This is a genomic window from Pseudomonas sp. GXZC (genome assembly GCF_026967615.1).
Classification (GTDB): Bacteria; Pseudomonadota; Gammaproteobacteria; order Pseudomonadales; family Pseudomonadaceae; genus Aquipseudomonas; species Aquipseudomonas azotoformans_A.
The window spans coordinates 4,539,184-4,559,239 of the sequence record NZ_CP114115.1 but is presented as its reverse complement, the minus strand read 5'-3'; the positions used below and the strand labels follow the sequence as shown (position 1 = coordinate 4,559,239).

The following is a 20,056-nucleotide window of genomic DNA, read 5'->3' as shown; positions in this document are numbered from 1 at the left end:
TGGAGGGCGCGCCAGGGGAGGGCGCTCACCTTTACGTTAACGTAAGCTTGCGTTGCGGCGCTGTCAATCGTAGTTTACGTTTACGTCAACCTACAAAAAAGACAACAGGGGTCGTTATGGATCAACCGAACCAGAGCTACAGCCGTGGCTCCCAGGACAAGACCTTGCTGGCCATGACCATTGGCCAAGCCTTTGACCGAACCGTGGCGCAATTCCCGGATGGCGAGGCCCTGGTGGTGCGCCACCAGCAGCGCCGCTACACCTGGCGGCAACTGGCCGAAACGGTGGATTTGCACGCCCGTGCGTTTCTCGCCCTGGGCATGCAGACCGGCGATCGCCTGGGCATCTGGGCACCCAATTGCGCCGAGTGGTGCATCAGCCAGATCGCCAGCGCCAAGCTCGGCGTGATCCTGGTGAACATCAACCCGGCCTACCGCAGCAGTGAATTGGACTACGTGCTCAAGCAATCCGGCTGTCAGTGGCTGGTGTGCGCCGGGTCGTTCAAGACCTCCGATTACCACGCGATGTTGCAGGAACTGAAGCCCGACTTGCGTGGCATGATCAGCCTCGACCCCAGCCCACCCACAGGATTCATGCCCTGGTCGCAGCTGTCGGCCCTCGGCGCAGGCATCCCGCCCGAACAGCTGCACACCCGCCAGGGCAGCCTGCATTTCGACCAACCCGTGAACATCCAGTACACCTCCGGCACTACCGGCTTCCCCAAGGGCGCCACCCTCAGTCACCACAACATCCTCAATAACGGCTACATGGTCGGTGAAAGCCTGGGCCTCACGGCGCAAGACCGCCTGGTGATCCCGGTGCCGCTGTATCACTGCTTCGGCATGGTCATGGGCAACCTGGGTTGCATCACCCATGGCACCACTCTGATCTATCCCAATGACGGTTTTGATCCGCTGTTGACCCTCAGCACCGTCGCGGAAGAGCGCGCCACCGGGCTCTATGGCGTGCCCACCATGTTCATCGCCATGCTCGATCACCCGCGCCTCGGCGAGTTCGACCTGTCCACCCTGCGCACCGGCATCATGGCCGGCGCCACGTGCCCCATCGAAGTAATGCGCCGGGTGATCAACGAGATGCACATGAGCGAGGTGCAGATTGCCTATGGCATGACGGAAACCAGCCCGGTGTCCTTGCAGACCGGCGCGGATGATGACCTGGAACGCCGTGTGACCACGGTGGGTCGGACTCAGCCACAGTTGGAAAACAAGATCATCGACACCGACGGCAACACCGTTGCACGCGGTGAGATCGGTGAACTCTGCACTCGCGGCTACAGCGTGATGCTCGGCTACTGGAACAACCCTGACGCCACCCGCGACGCCATCGACGACGCCGGCTGGATGCACACCGGCGACCTGGCGAGCATGGACGCTCACGGCTACGTATGCATCGCCGGGCGCAACAAGGACATGATCATCCGTGGCGGCGAGAACGTGTACCCGCGTGAGCTGGAGGAATTTTTCTTCACCCATCCGGCAGTGGCGGATGTGCAGGTGATCGGCATTCCGGATGAGCGCTACGGTGAAGCCATCGTTGCCTGGATCAAGTTCCATCCCGGCCATGTGGCCAATGAGCTTGAACTGCAAACCTGGTGCAAAGGCCGCATCGCGCACTTCAAGACGCCCAAGCACTTCAAGTTCGTGGAGGAGTTTCCGATGACGGTCACCGGCAAGATCCAGAAATTTCGCATGCGTGAGATCACCATCGAGGAGCTGCGCGACGACGCCTGACCCGCGGTGCATGTCTACGGCTCCATGCTCAAACGCGATGCCTAAAGTGGCGGATTATTTCGCCACTTGAAGGCTATACCGATGACAACGCCCACGATTGATGCTGCGACGCGGCCTGTTCAGGCTGAACAGAGCCCCCATGCCCGGGTGATCAACGACAACACGCCTGACTGGTACACCGATGCGCTGGACTCGCGCAAAACCGAACTGGGGGCGTTGGGCCTGCGCATCCCCGGTTGGTACAAAAAGGCGTCGACCACTGCGCGCGACCGCATGAGGGCGGTCCACCTGCGCAGCAGGACCTCATTGAACCAACTCGATCAGATGTTCAGTGATCTCAAGGGGCCGGCAGAGTACGCCGAGCCGTTGCTGACGGCAGCGATCGAAAAACAGTTCGGGCAGCGGCTGGACACCAGAACCGTATTCTATGCCCGCAAGATGGAACAGAAAGAGTGTGAACCTGGCCCCAGGGAACTCCCGACCACCCACGCCAGCACCTTGGCTCCGCAGTTCTACTTCTACCGAGGTATCAGCCTGCTGGAGGCGGCGCTGAACAACTTTACCTCGGACGAAGCCAGCGAGCCGGTTTGCACGGATTGCCACCTGATTACCTATTACAATTTTTATAAGTATCCCCCGACCAAGGTGCATTCCCCCGGCAACGTCCAGTCACTTCCGCTGCGTATCAAGGCGCATGAGTTTGCAAAACTGTGTCGGGACCTGGACCTGGGGAGTTCCTACTACGAGTACGTACGCACCTTTATCAATAACCAGATTCGCATAACCACCACATCGGCTGGAATTGGCAAGCTTTACAGCACCCTGATCACCAGCCATCGGAACCAGTTGAAACTGGCCGCCGAGATCGCCTTGATGAAGGGTGACATCGGAACTGATCACCACCAGGTGATCAACGATCTGCTGATTGATCAGGTACAGAGCAAGTGGGACGGGGAGGACGTCAAGTGTTCGCCGCTGCGATTACTCAACGTTGTGATCGAGAATGTCCTGGTCATCGGTCCAGTTGTGTGGCGGGCCAACATCAGGAATGCGGAGCTTGTGCCGCTGCCGTGCTTGGTTTACATCCCTGGCGATCCGATCCATCCGCTCAAGGCCTATGACCATATCGCGGCCTTTACCGACCATCTGACGACGCGGCTGTGTCGGGTCGAATACCGCAAGTTCTTCAGCCAGTTCGTGCCGCTTGCCGATCAGGATGCATTCTTCACGCAACTGAAGGCGTTGCTGGACCCCGGCGCGCTGTATGCCCACGATCTGGATTTTGCCCCAGCACAGAAAAGCCGCATCCACCGCCAGGGCACCTACGCACCACCGTGGCACGATGTCTGGATGGACTGCGCGCAGCAGCGGATAAAATTGATCATGAGCAATGCCAGCACGAGCGTAGTCGCAACCCAGGATGTCGACGATCGTGTGTTCAACGCCTGGCTCTGGTCATTTGGCAGCGCAGCCCTGGATATTCTCAACCTTGCCGCTTTTGTGGTGCCGTTCCTGGGCGAGGTGATGCTGGTCGCCGCCGCTGTGCAGGTGGTGTATGAAATAGGCGAAGGCATTGATGCCTGGTCCCACGACGACGCCCAAGCGGTCTGGGCACACTTTTCAGCGGTGGGCTTGAATCTGGCGGGGCTGGCGGTGCCCAAAGTGTTGGTGGCTGCCAAAGACACGGCGTTCATCAAGCGCCTGGCGCATATCGAGCTTGGTGGACATCCGCGCTTGTTTGAGTTTAAACCGAGCCGCTATGTGCACCGAATCGCGTTGCCCGAAGGGCAGCGGCCCAACGCGCAAGGCTTGTATGCCCATGAAGCAGGCCTGTACCTGCCGGCACCGGACGGTGGGCACTACAAAGTCCAGGCCAGCGGCACTGATGATGAGTTCAGGCTACTGCACCCTGAAGGCGATTCCCGATATGCGCCACGCCTGCGACACAACGGCGAGGGCGCCTGGGTGCATGAATTCGAAGACCCGTTGACGTGGGATCGCAAGACCCTGTTGCGCCGTATGGGGCACACCGTCGATAGCCTGAGCGATAGCCAGCTTGAGCAAGCCAGGGCGATCAGTGGTGTGACAGATGATGAGTTGCGTCGGGTATTTATCGAGCATCGAGCGCCTGCGCCGCTGTTCAAGGACATGCTTCGGCGGTTCGAATGCGCGAACAGGTATCAGGCATTTATCGACCAGTTAACGCATCCTAATCCTGAGGTTTTCAGCCAGGTCGACTGGTTTACACAAGTGCAGTTGTTGGTTGAATGCGGCAGGTGGCCCGAGTCGCGTGTGTTGGTGGCGCTGGATGAAAAGGGCAGCCAGGTATGGTGTTCAGCTGTCCCGAGTGATTCAACCTCGACGGTCACGCTCGGGCATGAAGAACTCGCCAGTGGTCGCCTCTTTTCGTCTTTCCGAGAGCAGTTGACGGAGCCGGAGATTCGCCACTTGTTGGGCGAGAAGACCATGACGCAAGAGGCAATCTCAAACCTGTTTTTAAGGACACGAGACGTTTCATCCGACCCCTCTGCATCCTCTGGCGAAGAACTTGAAGATGACGACACTGACCCGCTGATGCACTATTTGCGCACTCCCTTCGCAAGAGTGATGCGGTATCGGGACTGCTTGCTGGAAGCGGCCTACAGCACCAAAGGCGAGCTGTTCAATCGCGAGATAACCGCCGGTGATGTATCCAGTGACGCCAATGTTCAATTGATCCAGCGCGATTTTCCCGGTCTGCCTAAACTGGCCGCCGAAGAAATAGTGAGCCATGCCAACAGTCAGGAGCTGGCAAGCCTGCAGTCTGGTTCACGTTTGCCGTTGCGCCTGGCCGAGGAAGCGCGTGTCTACGTGCAGAAAGCGCGTGTCATGCGCGCACATGCCGATCTTTTATTCGACAACCCACTCACGTTGGACGGCGTACGCCTGGCCCTGCACAAGATGGCTTCCCTGCCCGGGCTACTGGAGGGTGTAGCCCTGGAGCTGCGCGGCGGGACTTACGACGGCCCATTACTCGACCGCGTAGGCGATTTGGGCGGTTCCCGGCAACTGCGTCTTGTCCACACTGACCTGAAGGAGTGGAGACTCTACAGCGGTCCGGAAAAAACAGAGTATTGGCGCAGCGACAAGGATGCGTTCTTTAACGCGCTCTGGATGGCGAGCAGTGGCAAGTTCACACGGTGGGCTGAGTTCAATAGAGCTGCGCAACGTTTAAAGGTGCAGCTTGCGCAACAGCCGTTGAGCGAGATAGAGAGTCGGCGGGCAGTTGGCCTGCAACCGATCAAGCCCGGGTTCAAGTCACCCATGCGTTTGGCTGACGGGCGTTTGGGTTATCCGCTCAGCCCGGTGGGCGGCGCGGCAGAGCGTCCTTCTGTTTGTCGAATGAAAGCAATGTCGCTCTATCCGTCAAAGTCCATGGACGAGGTCGAGGCAATGCTTGAACTGGGTAATGCGCAAGACGCTGTGTTGCTGGCGAAGCTGACCCAGCTTGAGGCGGAGTTCGCTGAACTGGATACGACGCTGAGCAACTGGCAGAAGGAAGGAGGGTCGGGCTATGCAAGCGCCAGGCGCAGAGTGTCGGGCACCCTCAGGGCCGCGTGGCGCAGGATAGGGCGCGAGGAGTTCGCGGGGGACGGCACGCCAATCGGCTATGCACTGAACCTGTCGGATGAGGCGATCGGTGAGCTGCCAGCGATTACCGCGAATATGGATCACGTGGGCAGCCTGGTTTTACGTCGAATGGCACTGTCGGACAGTTCACTGCCGTTTCTGAAGGCATTCGGTGGTTTGCGCTGGCTGAACATGAGCGACAACCACCTCACGCAGCTACCGGAATTCGCCAATGGCGGGGCAGGGCTGACGAAGCTCAACTTGAGTAGAAATGATATCCAGCTGACCGAACCGAGCCGTCTGCGCCTGGAAGGTATGCAGAGTCTGAAGATTCTCAACCTGGCAGATAATCGTCGCCTGGGTTGGCAGGCCGACCTGCGCCGCCTACGCCATTTGAACCAGCTTTACCTGGCGGGCACCGACACCGCCACCTTTCCCGTCGGCGCCGAGCAACTGCCCAACCTGGCCCGCATCGATCTGCATTCAAACCGGATCACTACCTTACCCGAGTACGCCTACCAGCATCTTGAGCGCATCAATGTGCATGACAATCCCTTGTCGGCCGCTACGGTTGCCCGACTGGGTGAGCCTTTCAATCCGGTGCAGTGGGGTGAGCACATCACTGTGGACGAGGCACGTGGCTTGTGGCTGGAGGGAATGCCGCCCGAGGAGTTGGCGCGACGTGGAGATGTCTGGGATGAACTGAAAGGCAGCCCTGAGTCGGCGGCGTTTTTTACTGTCGTGGCCGATATCACCCGCAGTGCCGAGTACGCCAGCCAAGTGGCCCGCCCTGTATTGGCCGAGCGGGTGTGGGACATGCTGGAGGCCGCGAGCGAAAGCCAGGACATCCGTGAGGCGTTGTTTACCGCCGCCGATGATCGGGTGACCTGTGGGGACGGCACGTCGGTCGAGTTCATGAACCTTGAGAGTGAGTTGATGGGGGCGAAGGCTCTTGCGCTGGCGGGCACGGAAAATGCCGAGGGGGCATTGATTGGCACGGCCAGAAAGCTGTTTCGTTTAATGCTGGTAGACGCCATTGCGCTCGAGGATGTTGCGGCGAGAGGGCCAGGGTTCACCGAGCAGGTTGAAGTTGTCCTGGCTTATCGGACACGGCTTGCAGACCGACTGGCGTTGCCGGTCAAATCCCGCGAGATGTTGTTTCCCCAACAGGCTGATGTGTCCGAGACAGCGCTCAATGCGGCGTACGATCAGGTGCTCAGGGACGAACGCAAGCCTGCTGATGAGGAAGCCTTTTTTGTCGGGCGCCCATTCTGGGAGAAACACCTTCGTGCACGCTACCTTCAGGCGCTCAACGCGCTGATGGCACCAGAGCTTGAGCCGATCAATGAGAAAGTTGATGCATTGTTCGAACTCTCAGAGCTGGAACGCCACCAGGACGCAAGCCCTGAGTGGCAGACCACCCACGACGAGGCGGCCGACCGTCTGGCGGGCTTATTGGGCAAGCGCAGGGATGAAATCCTGGTGAATGGCTCGATGCAAAGTGCGTTTTACCAGCGAGAGCTCGATCAGTTGGGGGCCGAACGGCATGCACTGGAGCAGAGATCCCTGAAAGTGCTGACGCGCAGGGTGCTGAACAATTTCGCAGCAACAGACGGAACATCGCTCTAAAACGGTGAGTGCAGACAGCACAAAGGGGACCCGAGGGTCCCCTTTAATTTGTCGTTGCGTGCTCTTTTTTTATTATTGAGGGGCGGTCTATTGTTGTTTTTGGCAACCGTTACCCTTTACCGCTGTTTTTGGCGACTCCCATCCGGGGTCAAGAGCAAACGTATTTTTTTGAGCGCTGATCTGCTTCTTCGTTAACGATCCAACCAGTGGGTAGCTACCTGAGGTAGTTTTATTTTTCTCTAACCGGTTGCGGGTTTCGGCACGCCGTACCCTGCGAAGCACATCTTCTCCAAAAAAATCTGTTAGCTGCGTCTCTGCCGTGTTGTTTTTGTTATGTCAGAGTCGTTTCGTCTTATTTTTATTAGGTTTGGCGCTTTTTATTCTTGTTATGCCATAGAGATAGCAGAAGCCGTGCCAACTTTTAAAAGTCCTTTAAAATCAATGGTTTGATTTTTATGTAGGATTCGGCCTGCAGAAAATACGACAAAATATGTTCCCGTGTTACTCGATGTGTAGACGTGCGGTAACACATTGTCACGGCTAAGCGACTCAACCGGCGTTACGCGCCTTGGCTACGCGTGACCCTGTCGGCCGGCCCAGCACCTTGCTGATTTGCTGGCCCGCGCCAATCAATGCCTCCAGGTCGATACCCGTCTCGATACCCAGGCCGTTGAGCAGGTACAGCACATCTTCAGTCGCGACGTTACCGCTGGCGCCCTTGGCGTAAGGGCAGCCGCCGAGGCCCGCGATAGAGCTGTCGAACGCCGTGATTCCTTCCAGCAGGCTGGCGTAGATGTTTGCGATGGCCTGGCCATAGGTGTCATGGAAGTGCCCGGCCAATTTCTCCCGAGGCACCTGCGCGCCGACCACCTCGAACAGCCGCCGCGTGGCGCCCGCCGTGCCGGTGCCGATGGTGTCACCGAGGGATACCTCGTAGCAGCCCATGGCGTACAACTCCCGCGCGACTGTTGCCACTTGTTCCGGCGCGATCTGACCTTCGTACGGGCAACCCAACACGCACGACACATACCCCCGCACGCTGATACCGTGCTGCTTGGCCGCCGCCATGATCGGTGCGAATCGCTCCAGGCTTTCGCTGATGGAGCAGTTGATGTTGCGCTGGGAAAACGCCTCGGACGCGGCCGCAAACACCGCCACTTCCTTCACGCCAGCCGCCAGCGCGTCCTCAAAACCACGCAGGTTCGGCGCCAGCGCGCCATAGGTCACGCCGGGTTTGCGCTGGATCTGCGCAAACACCTCGGCGGAGCCGGCCATCTGTGGCACCCACTTGGGTGACACAAAACTGCCGACTTCGATATAGCTCAAGCCCGCCGCGCTGAGGGCGTCCACCAACCGGACCTTGTCCGCCACGCTGATGGGCTGGGCTTCGTTCTGCAAACCGTCGCGCGGGCCGACTTCCACCAGGCGCACGTGTGTGGGGAGGGACATGGCAGTTACCTTCTGATCAATGGCCAACCTGGCGCAGGGTGTGGGCCAGGGCCTGGGTGCAGCGCTCTTCGGCGGTGTCCAGTTCCAGCTTCATCTGTTCGATATCCAGCAGTTGCTGTTCCAGCTGCTCACGGCGCTCGGCGATTTTTGCCAGCATGCTGTTGAGTTGCACGTGGTTGCCGCTGGTGGGGTCGTAGAGTTCGATGAGTTCGCGGCATTCGGCCAGGGAGAAACCGATACGCTTGCCCCGCAAGATCAGCTTGAGGCTGACCTTGTCCCGCGCCGAGTAGATGCGCTCCTGGCCCCGACGTTCCGGGGCCAGCAGGCCTTGTTCTTCGTAGAAGCGAATGGCACGGGTGGTGATGTCGAGCTCGCGGGCGAGGTCGGAGATGCTGTAGGTGGTGCTCATGGATGTGCCCGAGAAAATGTCTTGGGCGCTAAGCTAATGGCTGGTTGACGTTAACGTCAAGGTTCGGTTTTTTTTGTGGTGAGCGGGCTTGCCCCGCGCTGGGTGGCGAAGCCGCCCTAAACCCAGGCACCTCGGTCTTCCTGAAACACTGCGGCGTCCTTGTTGGGGCGGCTTCGCCACCCAGCGCGGGGCAAGCCCGCTCACCACACAACAAGCCCCTTCACCAAAATAAGTTCATTCACCACGGATCAAGCCTGTTTACCGTCCAGTTTCTTCTCGTGGGCCGTCACTTGCTGGCACAACTCGATCATCTGCTCGCGCATCCAGCGGTTCGCCGGGTCCTGGTCGGTGCTTTCGTGCCAGTACAGGTGGGTTTCCACCGGTGGCACGTCGTTGACCGGCAGGTTGAACCAATGCAATTCGTGGCGGCGGGCGAAGCGCTCGGGCACGGTCATGACCATGTCGGTCTGCTGCAAAACCTGCGACGCCATCAAATAATGCTGGGAACGCAGGGCGATCTTGCGCTGCAGGCCCATTTTGCCCAGCGCCAGGTCCACATGGCCCAGGCCGTTACGGCGGCTGGAGATATGGATGTGGGTCAGCCCCAGGTAATCCTCCAGGCTCAGCTTGTCCTTGCCTGCCAGCGGATGGCCTTTGCGCATGGCGCACACGTAGCGGTCTTCCATCAGTTTAACGTGGCGTACCTGCGGGTCGGTGTTGAGCGGCGCGTCCACGGCAAAGTCCAGGCGCCCGGCAGCCAGTTCCTTGGTGGTTTCGCGGCGTTTGGACAGGAAACTTTCGATCACCACCGTGGGCGCCAGGCGGCGCAGGCGCTGGAACAGCAGCGGCAGGATCACCGCTTCGGTGAGGTCGGTCATGCTGATGCGGTAAGTCTTGGCCGCCTGCTGCGGATTGAAGATGCGGCTTTCCTGTACCGACACCCGCAGCAACGACAACGCATTGCGCACCGGCCCGATAATGTTCTGCGCCATGGGCGTGGGCACCATGCCTTGGGCGGTGCGCACGAACAGTGGGTCGTTGAAGGTTTCCCGAAGACGTGCCAGAGCGTTGGACACCGCCGGCTGGGTGATGCCGACAATCTGCCCGGCGCGGGTCAGGTTGGCTTCGGTGTAGATCGCGTCAAAGACGATAAACAGGTTGAGGTCGACCTTGCTCAGATTCATTTCGTAGCGCTCTTATTGTTAGGTGGCCATACGTCGATCATATATCGGTGATGAATGTTAATACACGCCGAGAATAGGCTAGGTAAATTATCAACGCTGTTCTAGCATCGATTGCATGACCTAAACAACCTCTCAGAGAAGGGAGCTGCTCATGGATTTCGCCTATTCGCCCAAGGTTCAGGAACTGCGTGAACGCGTCACTGCGTTCATGGACGCTTACGTTTACCCGGCCGAGCCGGTGTTCGAACGCCAGGTCAGCGAAGGCGACCGCTGGCAGCCCACCGCAATCATGGAAGAGCTGAAGGCCAAGGCTAAAGCCGAAGGCCTGTGGAACTTGTTCCTGCCGGAATCCGAGCTGGGCGCCGGCCTGACCAACCTTGAATACGCGCCGCTGGCTGAAATCATGGGCCGTTCGCTGTTGGGCCCGGAGCCGTTCAACTGCTCCGCCCCCGATACCGGCAACATGGAAGTGCTGGTGCGCTACGCCAACGAAGAACAGAAACAACGCTGGTTGCAGCCACTGCTGCGCGGCGAGATCCGCTCCGCGTTCGCCATGACCGAGCCGGATGTGGCGTCCTCGGATGCCACCAACATGGCCGCCCGCGCCGAGCGCCAGGGCGACGAGTGGGTGATCAATGGCAAGAAATGGTGGACCTCCGGCGCCTGCGACCCGCGCTGCAAGATCCTGATCTTCATGGGCCTGAGCAACCCGGACGCACCGCGCCACCAGCAGCACTCGATGATCCTGGTGCCGGTGGATACCCCCGGTGTGAAAATCGTGCGCCCACTGCCGGTGTTCGGCTATGACGATGCGCCCCACGGCCATGCCGAAGTGCTGTTCGACAATGTGCGCGTACCCTACGAAAACGTGTTGCTGGGTGAGGGCCGTGGCTTTGAAATCGCCCAGGGCCGCCTTGGCCCAGGCCGTATCCACCACTGCATGCGTTCCATCGGCATGGCCGAGCGCGCGCTGGAATTGATGTGCAAGCGTTCCATCAGCCGGACTGCGTTCGGTAAGCCATTGGCGCGCCTGGGCGGCAATATCGACAAGATCGCTGACTCACGCATGGAAATCGACATGGCGCGCCTGCTGACCTTGAAGGCGGCGTACATGATGGACACCGTGGGTAACAAAGTCGCGAAAAGCGAAATCGCCCAGATCAAGGTGGTCGCGCCGAATGTGGCCTTGAAGGTGATCGACCGTGCGATCCAGATCCATGGCGGTGCCGGTGTCTCCAATGACTTCCCGCTGGCCTATATGTACGCCATGCAACGTACCTTGCGCCTGGCCGATGGTCCGGATGAAGTGCACCGGGCGGCGATCGGCAAGTTCGAGATTGGCAAATATGTGCCTAAAGAGCTGATGCGCAGCGGGCAATAAACAGCAATAGGCGGGGAGGTTGGGTATTCAATACACCCAAACCTCCACCCGCCGATTCTTGATCCGCCCTTCATCCGCCGTATTCGCCGCCACCGGCATCTGCGCGCCAAACCCGCGGATATCGCGCAATACCACACCGTTCTTGACCAATTCCCGGCGCACCGCCATTGCCCGCAACTTTGACAGCAACGCTGCCCGCTGCGGATCGTTCTTGGCATCGCCAAAGCCCACCAGCGTCACCTGCTTGTCCAGCTTGTTGTGGCTTTTGAGGTACGCCACCACCCGCTGCAAATCCTGGCGGGCCTTGTTGTCCAGGCTGGCGCTGCCTTCCTCGAAACGAAAATTCACCGTCAGGCGTTGGGCATCTCGCGCAATCGCTTGATAGTCATCAGGCATCGACGTACGTGGCTCCACGGCCATCGCCTGCACCTGCTGGGCGATAAAGCCATTGGCGGCCACGATTGCCTGGCCTTTGCTGCTCTGGCTGAAGTCCACCAACGCCTTGGCCCAGGGATTGCGACTCGATGGCGGCCAGTAAAAGAACAGCCGACGTGACAGTGGATAATCCTCGGTCGCAATCAGGCTGTTCAACGGCAACATGGGTTGCGAGTCGCCATCCACAATGGCCACCGCCTTGGCCTGGCGGACGTAGGGCAGGCCGATAAAGCCAATGCCTTGGGGATCCTGGCTGACCGCGTCGGACAATTGCTCGCTGGACTCGAAACGCTTGGCGCCCGGCGCGAGCGGTTTGCCACGCAGGCGCAGTACCAGTTCCTTGAAGGTGTCGTAGGTGCCGGATTGGTCATCTCGCGCATACAGATGAATCGGCCCGCCGACGCCTCCGAGCGCCTCCCAGGTTGCGACCTCGCCATTGAAGATCTGCGCCAGTTGCTCGGTATTCAGGGTGTTCAGCGGGTTTAGCGGGTGGAGGATGATGGCCAGGCCATCGATGGCGATCACCTGTTCGGCTTCAGGGCTTTTCAGGTCGCCCAAGGGCTCGAGGTCAACCAGTTCGCTGTCTTTGATCGGGCGCGATGAAGCCGCCAAGTCCGCGGTGGATTTTTTTAGCGCCGTGAAGCCGGTACTTGATCCGTGAGCGGCGACTTCGATGATCACCGTCTTGCCTTGGCGCGTCTTGCCGATCACGCGCTGTTCATTGGCACCCTCGGCCGGTTCGCTGTGCACCGCCTGCAACCCCTGATGCTCCATCAAGCCCTTGACCAATGCCGGGCCAAGCGCTGCGCCAATGGTATTGGAGCCTTGGATGCGCAAGGCAGGACCTTGATCAGGAACGGGGAGGGGAGCGGCCACAGCGACGAGGGGAAACAGCACCAGCAGGAACAGAACGCGCAGCCTCATGCCGGCACCTTCTCAAGCCAAAGGGAGTGCTGCGAGAATAAGTCAGGCAGGTTGCATAAATATGACGGGGCCGAGGGTTCGGCCCCATCAGGGGATCAGCTCAGTTCCAGCCAGATCGGCGCATGGTCCGACGGCTTTTCCAGGCCGCGCAATTCGTAGTCCACCCCGGCATCCTTGACCCGCGACAGCAGGCCATTGGAGGCCAGGATCACGTCGATGCGCAGGCCGCGCTTGGGTTCATCCTCAAAGCCACGGCTGCGGTAGTCGAACCAGCTGAAGCGGTCTGCAACCTCTGGGTTGAGGTGACGGAAGCTGTCCACCAGGCCCCAGTTCTTCAGGCGCGCCATCCACTCGCGCTCTTCCGGCAGGAAGCTGCACTTGCCGGTCTTGAGCCAGCGCTTGGCGTTGTCGGCACCGATGCCGATGTCGATGTCTTCCGGGGAAATGTTGATGTCGCCCATCACCACCAGCGCCTGGTCATTGCTGAACTGGCTTTCCAACAACTGTTGCAGATCTTCGTAGAAGCGCTGCTTGGCCGGGAACTTGGTGGGGTGGTCGCGGCTTTCGCCCTGGGGGAAGTAACCGTTCATGATGGTGACCGGTTGGCCGTTCTCATCGGCGAAGGTGCCCCAGATAAACCGGCGCTGGGCGTCTTCTTCGTCGCTGGCGAAGCCTTTGTGCAGGCTCAACGCCGGCTGGCGCGAGAGCAGGGCCACACCGTAGTGACCTTTTTGACCGTGGTAGTACACGTGATAGCCAAGGGCCTGTACTTCGGCCAGTGGAAACTGGTCATCGTGGACCTTGGTTTCCTGCAGGCCGATCACGTCGGGCTGGTGCTTTTCAATCAGCGCCGCCAGCTGATGAGGGCGGGCGCGCAGCCCGTTGATATTGAAGGAGACGATTTTCATGGTCGGCAGTCCAGTCCTGGCAAAAGGGCGATGCTAGCGGACAAGTCGGACGGGGGCCAGCGTGGCGGTAGGGCAGTTGCACTGCTAATGTCTGGGAACGACTGGTGCTGTGTAGGTTCGTACCCATAAGAACGTGGCCTTTTGAGCCGCGCCCAGGGAGATTGACGGTATGCCGGACACTTCAACTGCAACTGCTGAAATTCGCCTGCTCAACAGCGGCTATTCCCGCGAAGCCCGTTCCTTGCTGTACCAGGCTTATCGGCATGAGCCGACGTTCGCCTACATCTTCGAAGCCGAGCGTCCTGGCTATGAACAGCGGGTACGCGCCACCGTGCGTGAGCTGGTCAAGCAGCACTTCTTTCAGAAACTGCCGGCCATTGGTCTGTTCGTCAACGACCGGCTGATCGGCATCGCTTTGATCGCACCACCGCAGCGGCGCCTGGGGATTACCGAAAGCTGGGCCTGGCAACTGCGCATGTGGTTGAGCACGGGCGTGCGCGGGACGCGACGTTACCTCGACTATCACCACGCTGTGCTGGCGTGCCTGCCCAGTGAGTCCGTGCATGTGCTGCCGTTGCTGGGCATTCACCCGCAATTCCAGGGCAAACACTACGGCGAGCAGTTGCTGGAGGCCGTGCACAACTGGTGCGCCGAAGACCCGCATTCGTCTGGCGTGGTGCTGGACACTGGCAACTCACGTTACCTTGAGTTCTACAAGCGTCAGGGCTACCAGGAGATCGGTGAAGTCGCTGTAGGCCCCATCCTGGAGCACGTGTTTTTCCACCCCAATCCCCAGTCGTTACATGCTGCAACGGCTTAGTACAGAATTATTCAGACATTTCCGAGTTCAAAGAGGCTCCCCAGGTCGTGTAGCATCCGCGCCTATGAAGTTTCCAGGAAGATTTACCAGCGGCTTGATTCTGCTGTTCACAAGCTGCGGCGCCTTGGCGCAAAGCGAACTGGACGTGCGGATCAAACCCTCAAACGACGCGTTGAAAGCCAACATCGAAGGCTATATCGGCGGGGTGGGCGATCGTGATGAAGAAGCCTTGCTGCGGTTCAGCCGTGGCGCCGAGGAGCAGGCGCGCAAAGCCGCCCAGGCCCTAGGCTTCTATCAGCCACAGATCGAAAGTGACGTGAAGGGCGGCAAGAACCCGCGCCTGATCCTCACCATCAACCCCGGCGAACCGGTGCATTTGCGTAACGTGACCATTCGGGTCGACGGCCAGGCCGCCGACCTCAAGGCCTTTCGCGTGCCCGTCAGCAACGACCTCAAATCCGGCGCCGTGCTCAATCACGGCCATTACGAAGACGCCAAGCGTCTGATCCAGAACCAGGCCTCACGCTACGGTTTTTTCAGTGGGCGCTTCACCAGCCAGAAACTCGCGGTCGACCCGCAAGCTGGCGTCGCCGATATCGAACTCATCTACGACAGCGGCCCGCGCTACACCCTTGGCAAAGTCAGCTTTGCTGGCGATACGCCATTTGACGAAGACCTGCTGCAACGCATGGTGCCGTTCAAAAGCGGCACGCCTTATGACTCCGAACTGATCGCCGAACTCAACCAGAACCTGCAAGCCAGTGGTTTCTTCGAAGGTGTGCGCGTGGACGCAGCTCCCGCCGCCTCAACCAATGACATCATCCCGGTGGCCGTGCGCCTGGAGACCCGCAAGCCGCGCACCATGGGGTTGGGCCTGGGGTTTTCAACCGACGTCGGCCCGCGCGGCAAAGCCAACTGGACCCGTCACTGGGTCAACCCCCAGGGCCACAGTTATGGCTGGGAAGCCGAGCTGTCGGCGCCCCGGCAGAACGTCGGCCTGTGGTACGACATCCCGCTCGACCCACCGCTCACCGATAAGCTGCGTTTTGCGGGTGGCTACCAGAACGAAGAAATCGCCAACACTGATACGGTCAGTAAGTTGCTGACCCTCGGCCCTGAATGGCACAGCAAGTTGCCCAGCGGCTGGACCCGGGTGATTTCGCTCAAGTACCAGCGCGAAGAATACCGTCTGGGCAATGACTCCGGCCTGAGTAACCTGGTGATGCCGGGCGTCAGCTATTCCTACCTGCGCAGCGACAACCGCATCGACCCGCACAACGGCTACCGCCTGCAATTCGACACCAAGGTCGCCAAAGAAGGCCTGGGTTCCGATACCAACCTGCTTTATGGCACGGCCATGGTCAAAGGCCTGACCACCCTGTGGGACAACCACCGCTTTCTCGCCCGTGCGCAGGTGGGCGGCAGTGCCACCAACGGTTACAAGTCGGTGCCGCCGTCGCTGCGCTTCTTTGCCGGTGGTGACCAGAGTGTGCGGGGCTACGAGTACCAGACGCTGTCGCCCGAGAACGACCGCGGTGATCGCATTGGTGGCCGTTACATGGTGGCCCTGAGCGCTGAGTATCAATACTCCATCGCCGAGAAATGGCGGATCGCAACTTTTATCGACCAGGGCAACTCATTCAATACCCTGGAAATGCCCAGCCTCAAAACCGGCGTCGGTGTGGGTCTCCGCTGGGTTTCGCCGGTCGGCCCGATCCGCCTCGACCTGGCCCATGCCCTCGAAGATCCGGGCGGCATTCGATTGCACTTTTCCATGGGGCCTGAGCTGTGATGCGTGGTGTGAAAATAGCGGGGCTGGCTGTGGTGGCCATCCTTGCCGTGCTGTTGTTGGCAGTGTGGACGGTGCTCGGCACCCAGGCGGGCAGCCGCTGGGCGTTGGGCCGTGTACCGGGGTTGACGGTCGAAAATTTCCAGGGGCATCTGGGTGGCCGATGGAGCGCCGACCATTTGCTGTGGCAGCAGGACAGCAGCCGCGTCGAACTCAAGGCCCCCACTTTTGATTGGTCGCCGGCGTGCCTGTTGCGCATGACGCTGTGCATCAATCACCTGGACGTGGAACAGGTCAGCCTGCAATTTCCACCGAGCACCGAAGAAAGCAGCGGTCCGATCCAACTGCCGGATTTGAAACTGCCGGTAGCCATCCAGTTGGGCGACGTTCGCGTTGGCAGCCTTCTGTTTAATGGCAGCGAAGAACTCAAGGGGCTGCAACTCGCGGCGCATTGGACGGCGGCCGGCATGCAGATCGACTCGGTACACCTGCAACGGGATGACCTGGTGCTGGACCTCGCCGGCCTGCTGCAACCCATCGGCGACTGGCCATTGAGTGCCACCGGTAACCTGAGCCTGCCCTACGCACCGGGCGGCGCAGCGTGGAAGGTGGCGCTCAAGGTTGAAGGCGACCTGCTCAAGACCCTCAAGCTCGACGCCGACAGCAGCGGTTACCTGCCAGCCAAGCTCACGGGCGAACTGCAACCGCTGGCGGAAAACCTTCCGGCCCAGGTGCACATCACCGCCGACGGTTTCAAACCGAGCGCCGATCTGCCCGACACCCTGCAACTCAATCAACTTGACCTCACCGCCAAAGGCGACTTGAGCCGCGGCTACCAACTGCTGGGCAAGGCCGTGCTGCCTGCGGAAAAAGGCCCGGTGGACTTGCTGCTGCAAGGCCGGGTCGACGCCAAGGGCGCGCAGATCGCCGGTCTGGACCTGAATGCCGGTGACAAACAGAGCCTCAAGCTGACGGCCCAATTGGATTGGCAACAGGGCTTCAGCGCCGACGCCAAGATCGACTGGCTGGACTTCCCCTGGCACCGCCTCTACCCGGTGATCGACGAGCCACAAGTCGCGCTGCGTACTTTCAATGGTGAGATTTCCTACAAGGACGGCAACTACCTGGGCAACCTCAAGGCCGACCTCGACGGCCCGGCGGGCAAGTTCAATGTGGTCACGCCGTTCAGTGGCGACCTCAAGCAAATTTTCCTGCCTGAGCTGAAACTGACTGCTGGCCAGGGCAAGGCCGAAGGCCACCTGAACCTGCAATTCGCCGAGGGCATTGCCTGGGACACCGCGCTGGACCTGTCGGCACTGAACCCGGCGTACTGGGTCGCAGAACTGCCGGGCACCCTGGCCGGGCCGCTACGCAGCAAGGGCGAGTTCAAGAACGCGCAACTCAAGCTGAACGCCGACCTCGACCTCAAGGGTCGCCTGCGCGGGCAAACCGCTGTGTTGGCGGCCAAGGCGGAAGGCGCGGGCGAGCAGTGGACCCTGGCCAACCTGGATATCCGCCTGGGTGACAACCGCATCAACGGCAGCGGCAGCCTGCAACAGCGCCTGGCCGGGCAGATCGATATCAAGTTGGCGCGCCTGGCCCAGCTCTGGCCGCAATTGCGCGGGCAGGTCAACGGTCGACTCGACGTGGCCGGCAGCCTCAACGCCCCCCAGGGCAAGCTCGCTCTCAAGGGCCAGCAACTGGCATTTGCCGATAACCGCCTGCAAAACCTCACCCTCGACGCCAACCTCGACAGTGCCCAGCTTGCCAGGATCGACCTGAAAGGCGGCGGCATCCAATCCGGCGACACTCAGGTGGGCACCCTGACCGCCAGCGCCCAGGGCGATATCAAGAACCAGAAAGTCCAACTGGACCTGGTCGGGCCGCTGGTCAAGCTCGCCCTCGCGTTGGATGGCAACCTCGACAAAGGCAACTGGCGTGGGCGCCTGGCCAGCGGCGATGTCCAAGCCGGCGGCCAGGACTGGAAGCTGCAAGCCCCGGCGAAAATCGAACGCATGGCCGATGGCAAGCTGACATTTGCTGCGCACTGCTGGGTGTCCGGCCCGGCCAGCCTGTGCGGCGAAGACCAGCGCCTAATGCCCGAACCGAAGCTGCGTTACCACCTCAAGCAATTTCCCATCGACAGCCTGGCGGCGTTCCTGCCCAAGGATTTCGCCTGGCAGGGCAAGCTCAACGCCGACCTGCAACTGGACCTGCCCGACAGCGGCCCTAAAGGCGTGGTCGCGGTGGATGCCAGCGGCGGCACCTTGCGCGTCAAGGACAAGGACCAGTGGCTGGACTTCCCCTACGACACGCTCAAGCTGGAAACCACCCTCAATCCCAAGCGCATCGACACCCAGCTGAATTTCCGTGGCGGCAAGCTTGGCGAATTGATGGTGCAGGCGCAGATCAACCCGTTGCCGAAGAACAAGCCGATCACTGGCAACTTCAGCCTGGTCGGTCTCGATCTCGCGGTGGCGCGGCCGTTTGTGCCGATGGTGGAAACCCTCAGCGGCAAGCTCAATGGCAATGGGCGTATCTCCGGTGGCCTGTTGGCGCCCCAGGTCAACGGCAACGTGAACCTGGTGGGCGGCGAGATTTCCGGTCCGGAGCTGCCCATCAGCCTGGAAGGTTTAAACGTGCAGGCGCTGATTGCCGGTGAAAGCGTGCAGCTCAACGGTGGCTGGCGCAGTGGCAAGGCGGGGCAGGGCAGCCTCAAGGGCCAGATCGACTGGGGCCAGGCGCTGGTGGTGGACCTCAGCCTGCAAGGCTCGCAACTGCCGGTCACGGTGGAACCCTACGCCGTGCTGGAAGTGGCGCCCGACCTGAAAATCAGCCTGAAGAACGACAAGCTTGCCATCGCTGGCAAAGTGCACATCCCACGCGGCGATATCACCGTACGCGAACTGCCGCCGTCCACCGTCAAGGTCTCGGATGACACGGTGATCATCGGCAGCCAGACCGAAGAGGGCAAGCCGCCGATGGCGATGGCGATGGACATCGACGTGGTGGTGGGTGAAGACAAGCTCAACTTCTCAGGCTTCGGCCTCACCGCCAAGGTGCAGGGCCAGGTGCATATTGGTGACAACATGGACACCCGTGGCGAGCTGTGGCTCAACGATGGGCGTTACCGCGCCTACGGCCAGAAGCTGGACGTTCGTCGTGCGCGGTTGCTGTTTGCCGGGCCGTTGGACCAGCCGTACCTGGACATTGAAGCGATCCGCAAGACCGACGATGTGATCGCCGGTATCCGCCTGAGCGGCAGCGCCGAACAGCCCACTACGCAGATCTTCTCCGAACCGGCGATGAGCCAGGAACAGGCACTGTCCTACCTGGTGCTGGGGCGTCCGCTGAGCACCACCGGTGAAGACAACAACATGCTGGCCCAGGCGGCGTTGGGCCTGGGGTTGATGGGCAGTGCTGGGGTAACGTCGGACCTGGCGAAGAACCTGGGCATCCAGGACTTCGAACTCGACACCCAGGGCAGCGGCAACAACACCGCCGTGGTGGCCAGCGGCAAGATCACCGAGAAACTCAGCCTGCGGTATGGGGTGGGGGTATTCGAACCGGCCAGTACGATCGCCTTGCGCTATTTGTTGAGCAAGAAGGTGTATCTGGAAGTGGCCAGTGGTGTGGCCAGTTCCCTGGATATCTTCTACAAACGCGATTTCTAAACCTTACTCGGTAAAAAATGTGGGAGCGGGCTTGCTCCCACATTTATTTGGATTTCAGCCCGCCTGTCGCGCAATTACCAAGCAAGCTAATAAT

11 protein-coding genes are annotated in these 20,056 nt (G+C 60.3%); 6 read left to right on the top strand and 5 right to left on the bottom strand.

All coding sequences use genetic code 11. The features are described 5' to 3' along the window. The first annotated feature begins 116 nt into the window (after positions 1-116). Both OZ428_RS21315 and OZ428_RS21310 read left to right on the top strand, forming a co-directional pair. On the top strand, positions 117-1,751 hold the full coding sequence (locus tag OZ428_RS21315; protein ID WP_269131196.1) for an AMP-binding protein: 1,635 nt from the start codon (positions 117-119) through the stop codon (positions 1,749-1,751). Positions 1,752-1,832: 81 nt separating this feature from the next. After that, complete coding sequence (locus tag OZ428_RS21310) at positions 1,833-6,989, top strand: NEL-type E3 ubiquitin ligase domain-containing protein (protein ID WP_269131195.1); 5,157 nt, start codon at positions 1,833-1,835, stop codon at positions 6,987-6,989. 549 nt (positions 6,990-7,538) lie between these two features. Here the strand turns inward: OZ428_RS21310 and OZ428_RS21305 are convergent. The 3 genes from OZ428_RS21305 to OZ428_RS21295 all read right to left on the bottom strand — a co-directional run bounded on the left by OZ428_RS21305 (position 7,539) and on the right by OZ428_RS21295 (position 10,031). Continuing rightward, on the bottom strand, positions 7,539-8,438 hold the full coding sequence (locus tag OZ428_RS21305) for a hydroxymethylglutaryl-CoA lyase (protein ID WP_269131194.1): 900 nt from the start codon (positions 8,436-8,438) through the stop codon (positions 7,539-7,541). Between the two features lie 16 nt (positions 8,439-8,454). Then, positions 8,455-8,847, bottom strand: coding sequence for a MerR family transcriptional regulator (locus tag OZ428_RS21300; protein WP_016977418.1), 393 nt, complete (start codon positions 8,845-8,847; stop codon positions 8,455-8,457). A 248-nt stretch (positions 8,848-9,095) separates the two neighbouring features. Further along, on the bottom strand, positions 9,096-10,031 hold the full coding sequence (locus OZ428_RS21295; RefSeq protein WP_269131193.1) for a LysR family transcriptional regulator: 936 nt from the start codon (positions 10,029-10,031) through the stop codon (positions 9,096-9,098). Positions 10,032-10,182: 151 nt separating this feature from the next. Between OZ428_RS21295 and OZ428_RS21290 the strand changes: the two genes are divergently transcribed. Then, complete coding sequence (locus OZ428_RS21290) at positions 10,183-11,412, top strand: acyl-CoA dehydrogenase (RefSeq protein WP_269131192.1); 1,230 nt, start codon at positions 10,183-10,185, stop codon at positions 11,410-11,412. Between the two features lie 27 nt (positions 11,413-11,439). Here OZ428_RS21290 and OZ428_RS21285 read toward each other — a convergent pair whose 3' ends face one another. Then, positions 11,440-12,771 (bottom strand): phosphate ABC transporter substrate-binding/OmpA family protein, encoded by a 1,332-nt coding sequence (locus OZ428_RS21285; RefSeq protein ID WP_269131191.1) that lies wholly within the window; start codon positions 12,769-12,771, stop codon positions 11,440-11,442. A 95-nt stretch (positions 12,772-12,866) separates the two neighbouring features. Further along, positions 12,867-13,679 (bottom strand): exodeoxyribonuclease III, encoded by an 813-nt coding sequence (gene xthA / locus OZ428_RS21280; protein ID WP_016977422.1) that lies wholly within the window; start codon positions 13,677-13,679, stop codon positions 12,867-12,869. A gap of 169 nt (positions 13,680-13,848) precedes the next feature. Between xthA and OZ428_RS21275 the strand changes: the two genes are divergently transcribed. The 3 genes from OZ428_RS21275 (at position 13,849) to OZ428_RS21265 (ending at position 19,962) form a co-directional block, all read left to right on the top strand. After that, positions 13,849-14,499 (top strand): GNAT family N-acetyltransferase, encoded by a 651-nt coding sequence (locus OZ428_RS21275; protein WP_177094248.1) that lies wholly within the window; start codon positions 13,849-13,851, stop codon positions 14,497-14,499. Between the two features lie 64 nt (positions 14,500-14,563). Beyond that, positions 14,564-16,291 (top strand): autotransporter assembly complex protein TamA, encoded by a 1,728-nt coding sequence (locus tag OZ428_RS21270; protein WP_269131190.1) that lies wholly within the window; start codon positions 14,564-14,566, stop codon positions 16,289-16,291. Continuing rightward, on the top strand, positions 16,291-19,962 hold the full coding sequence (locus tag OZ428_RS21265; protein ID WP_269131189.1) for a translocation/assembly module TamB domain-containing protein: 3,672 nt from the start codon (positions 16,291-16,293) through the stop codon (positions 19,960-19,962). Before OZ428_RS21270 ends, OZ428_RS21265 begins: the two co-directional genes overlap by 1 nt. Positions 19,963-20,056: the final 94 nt, after the last annotated feature.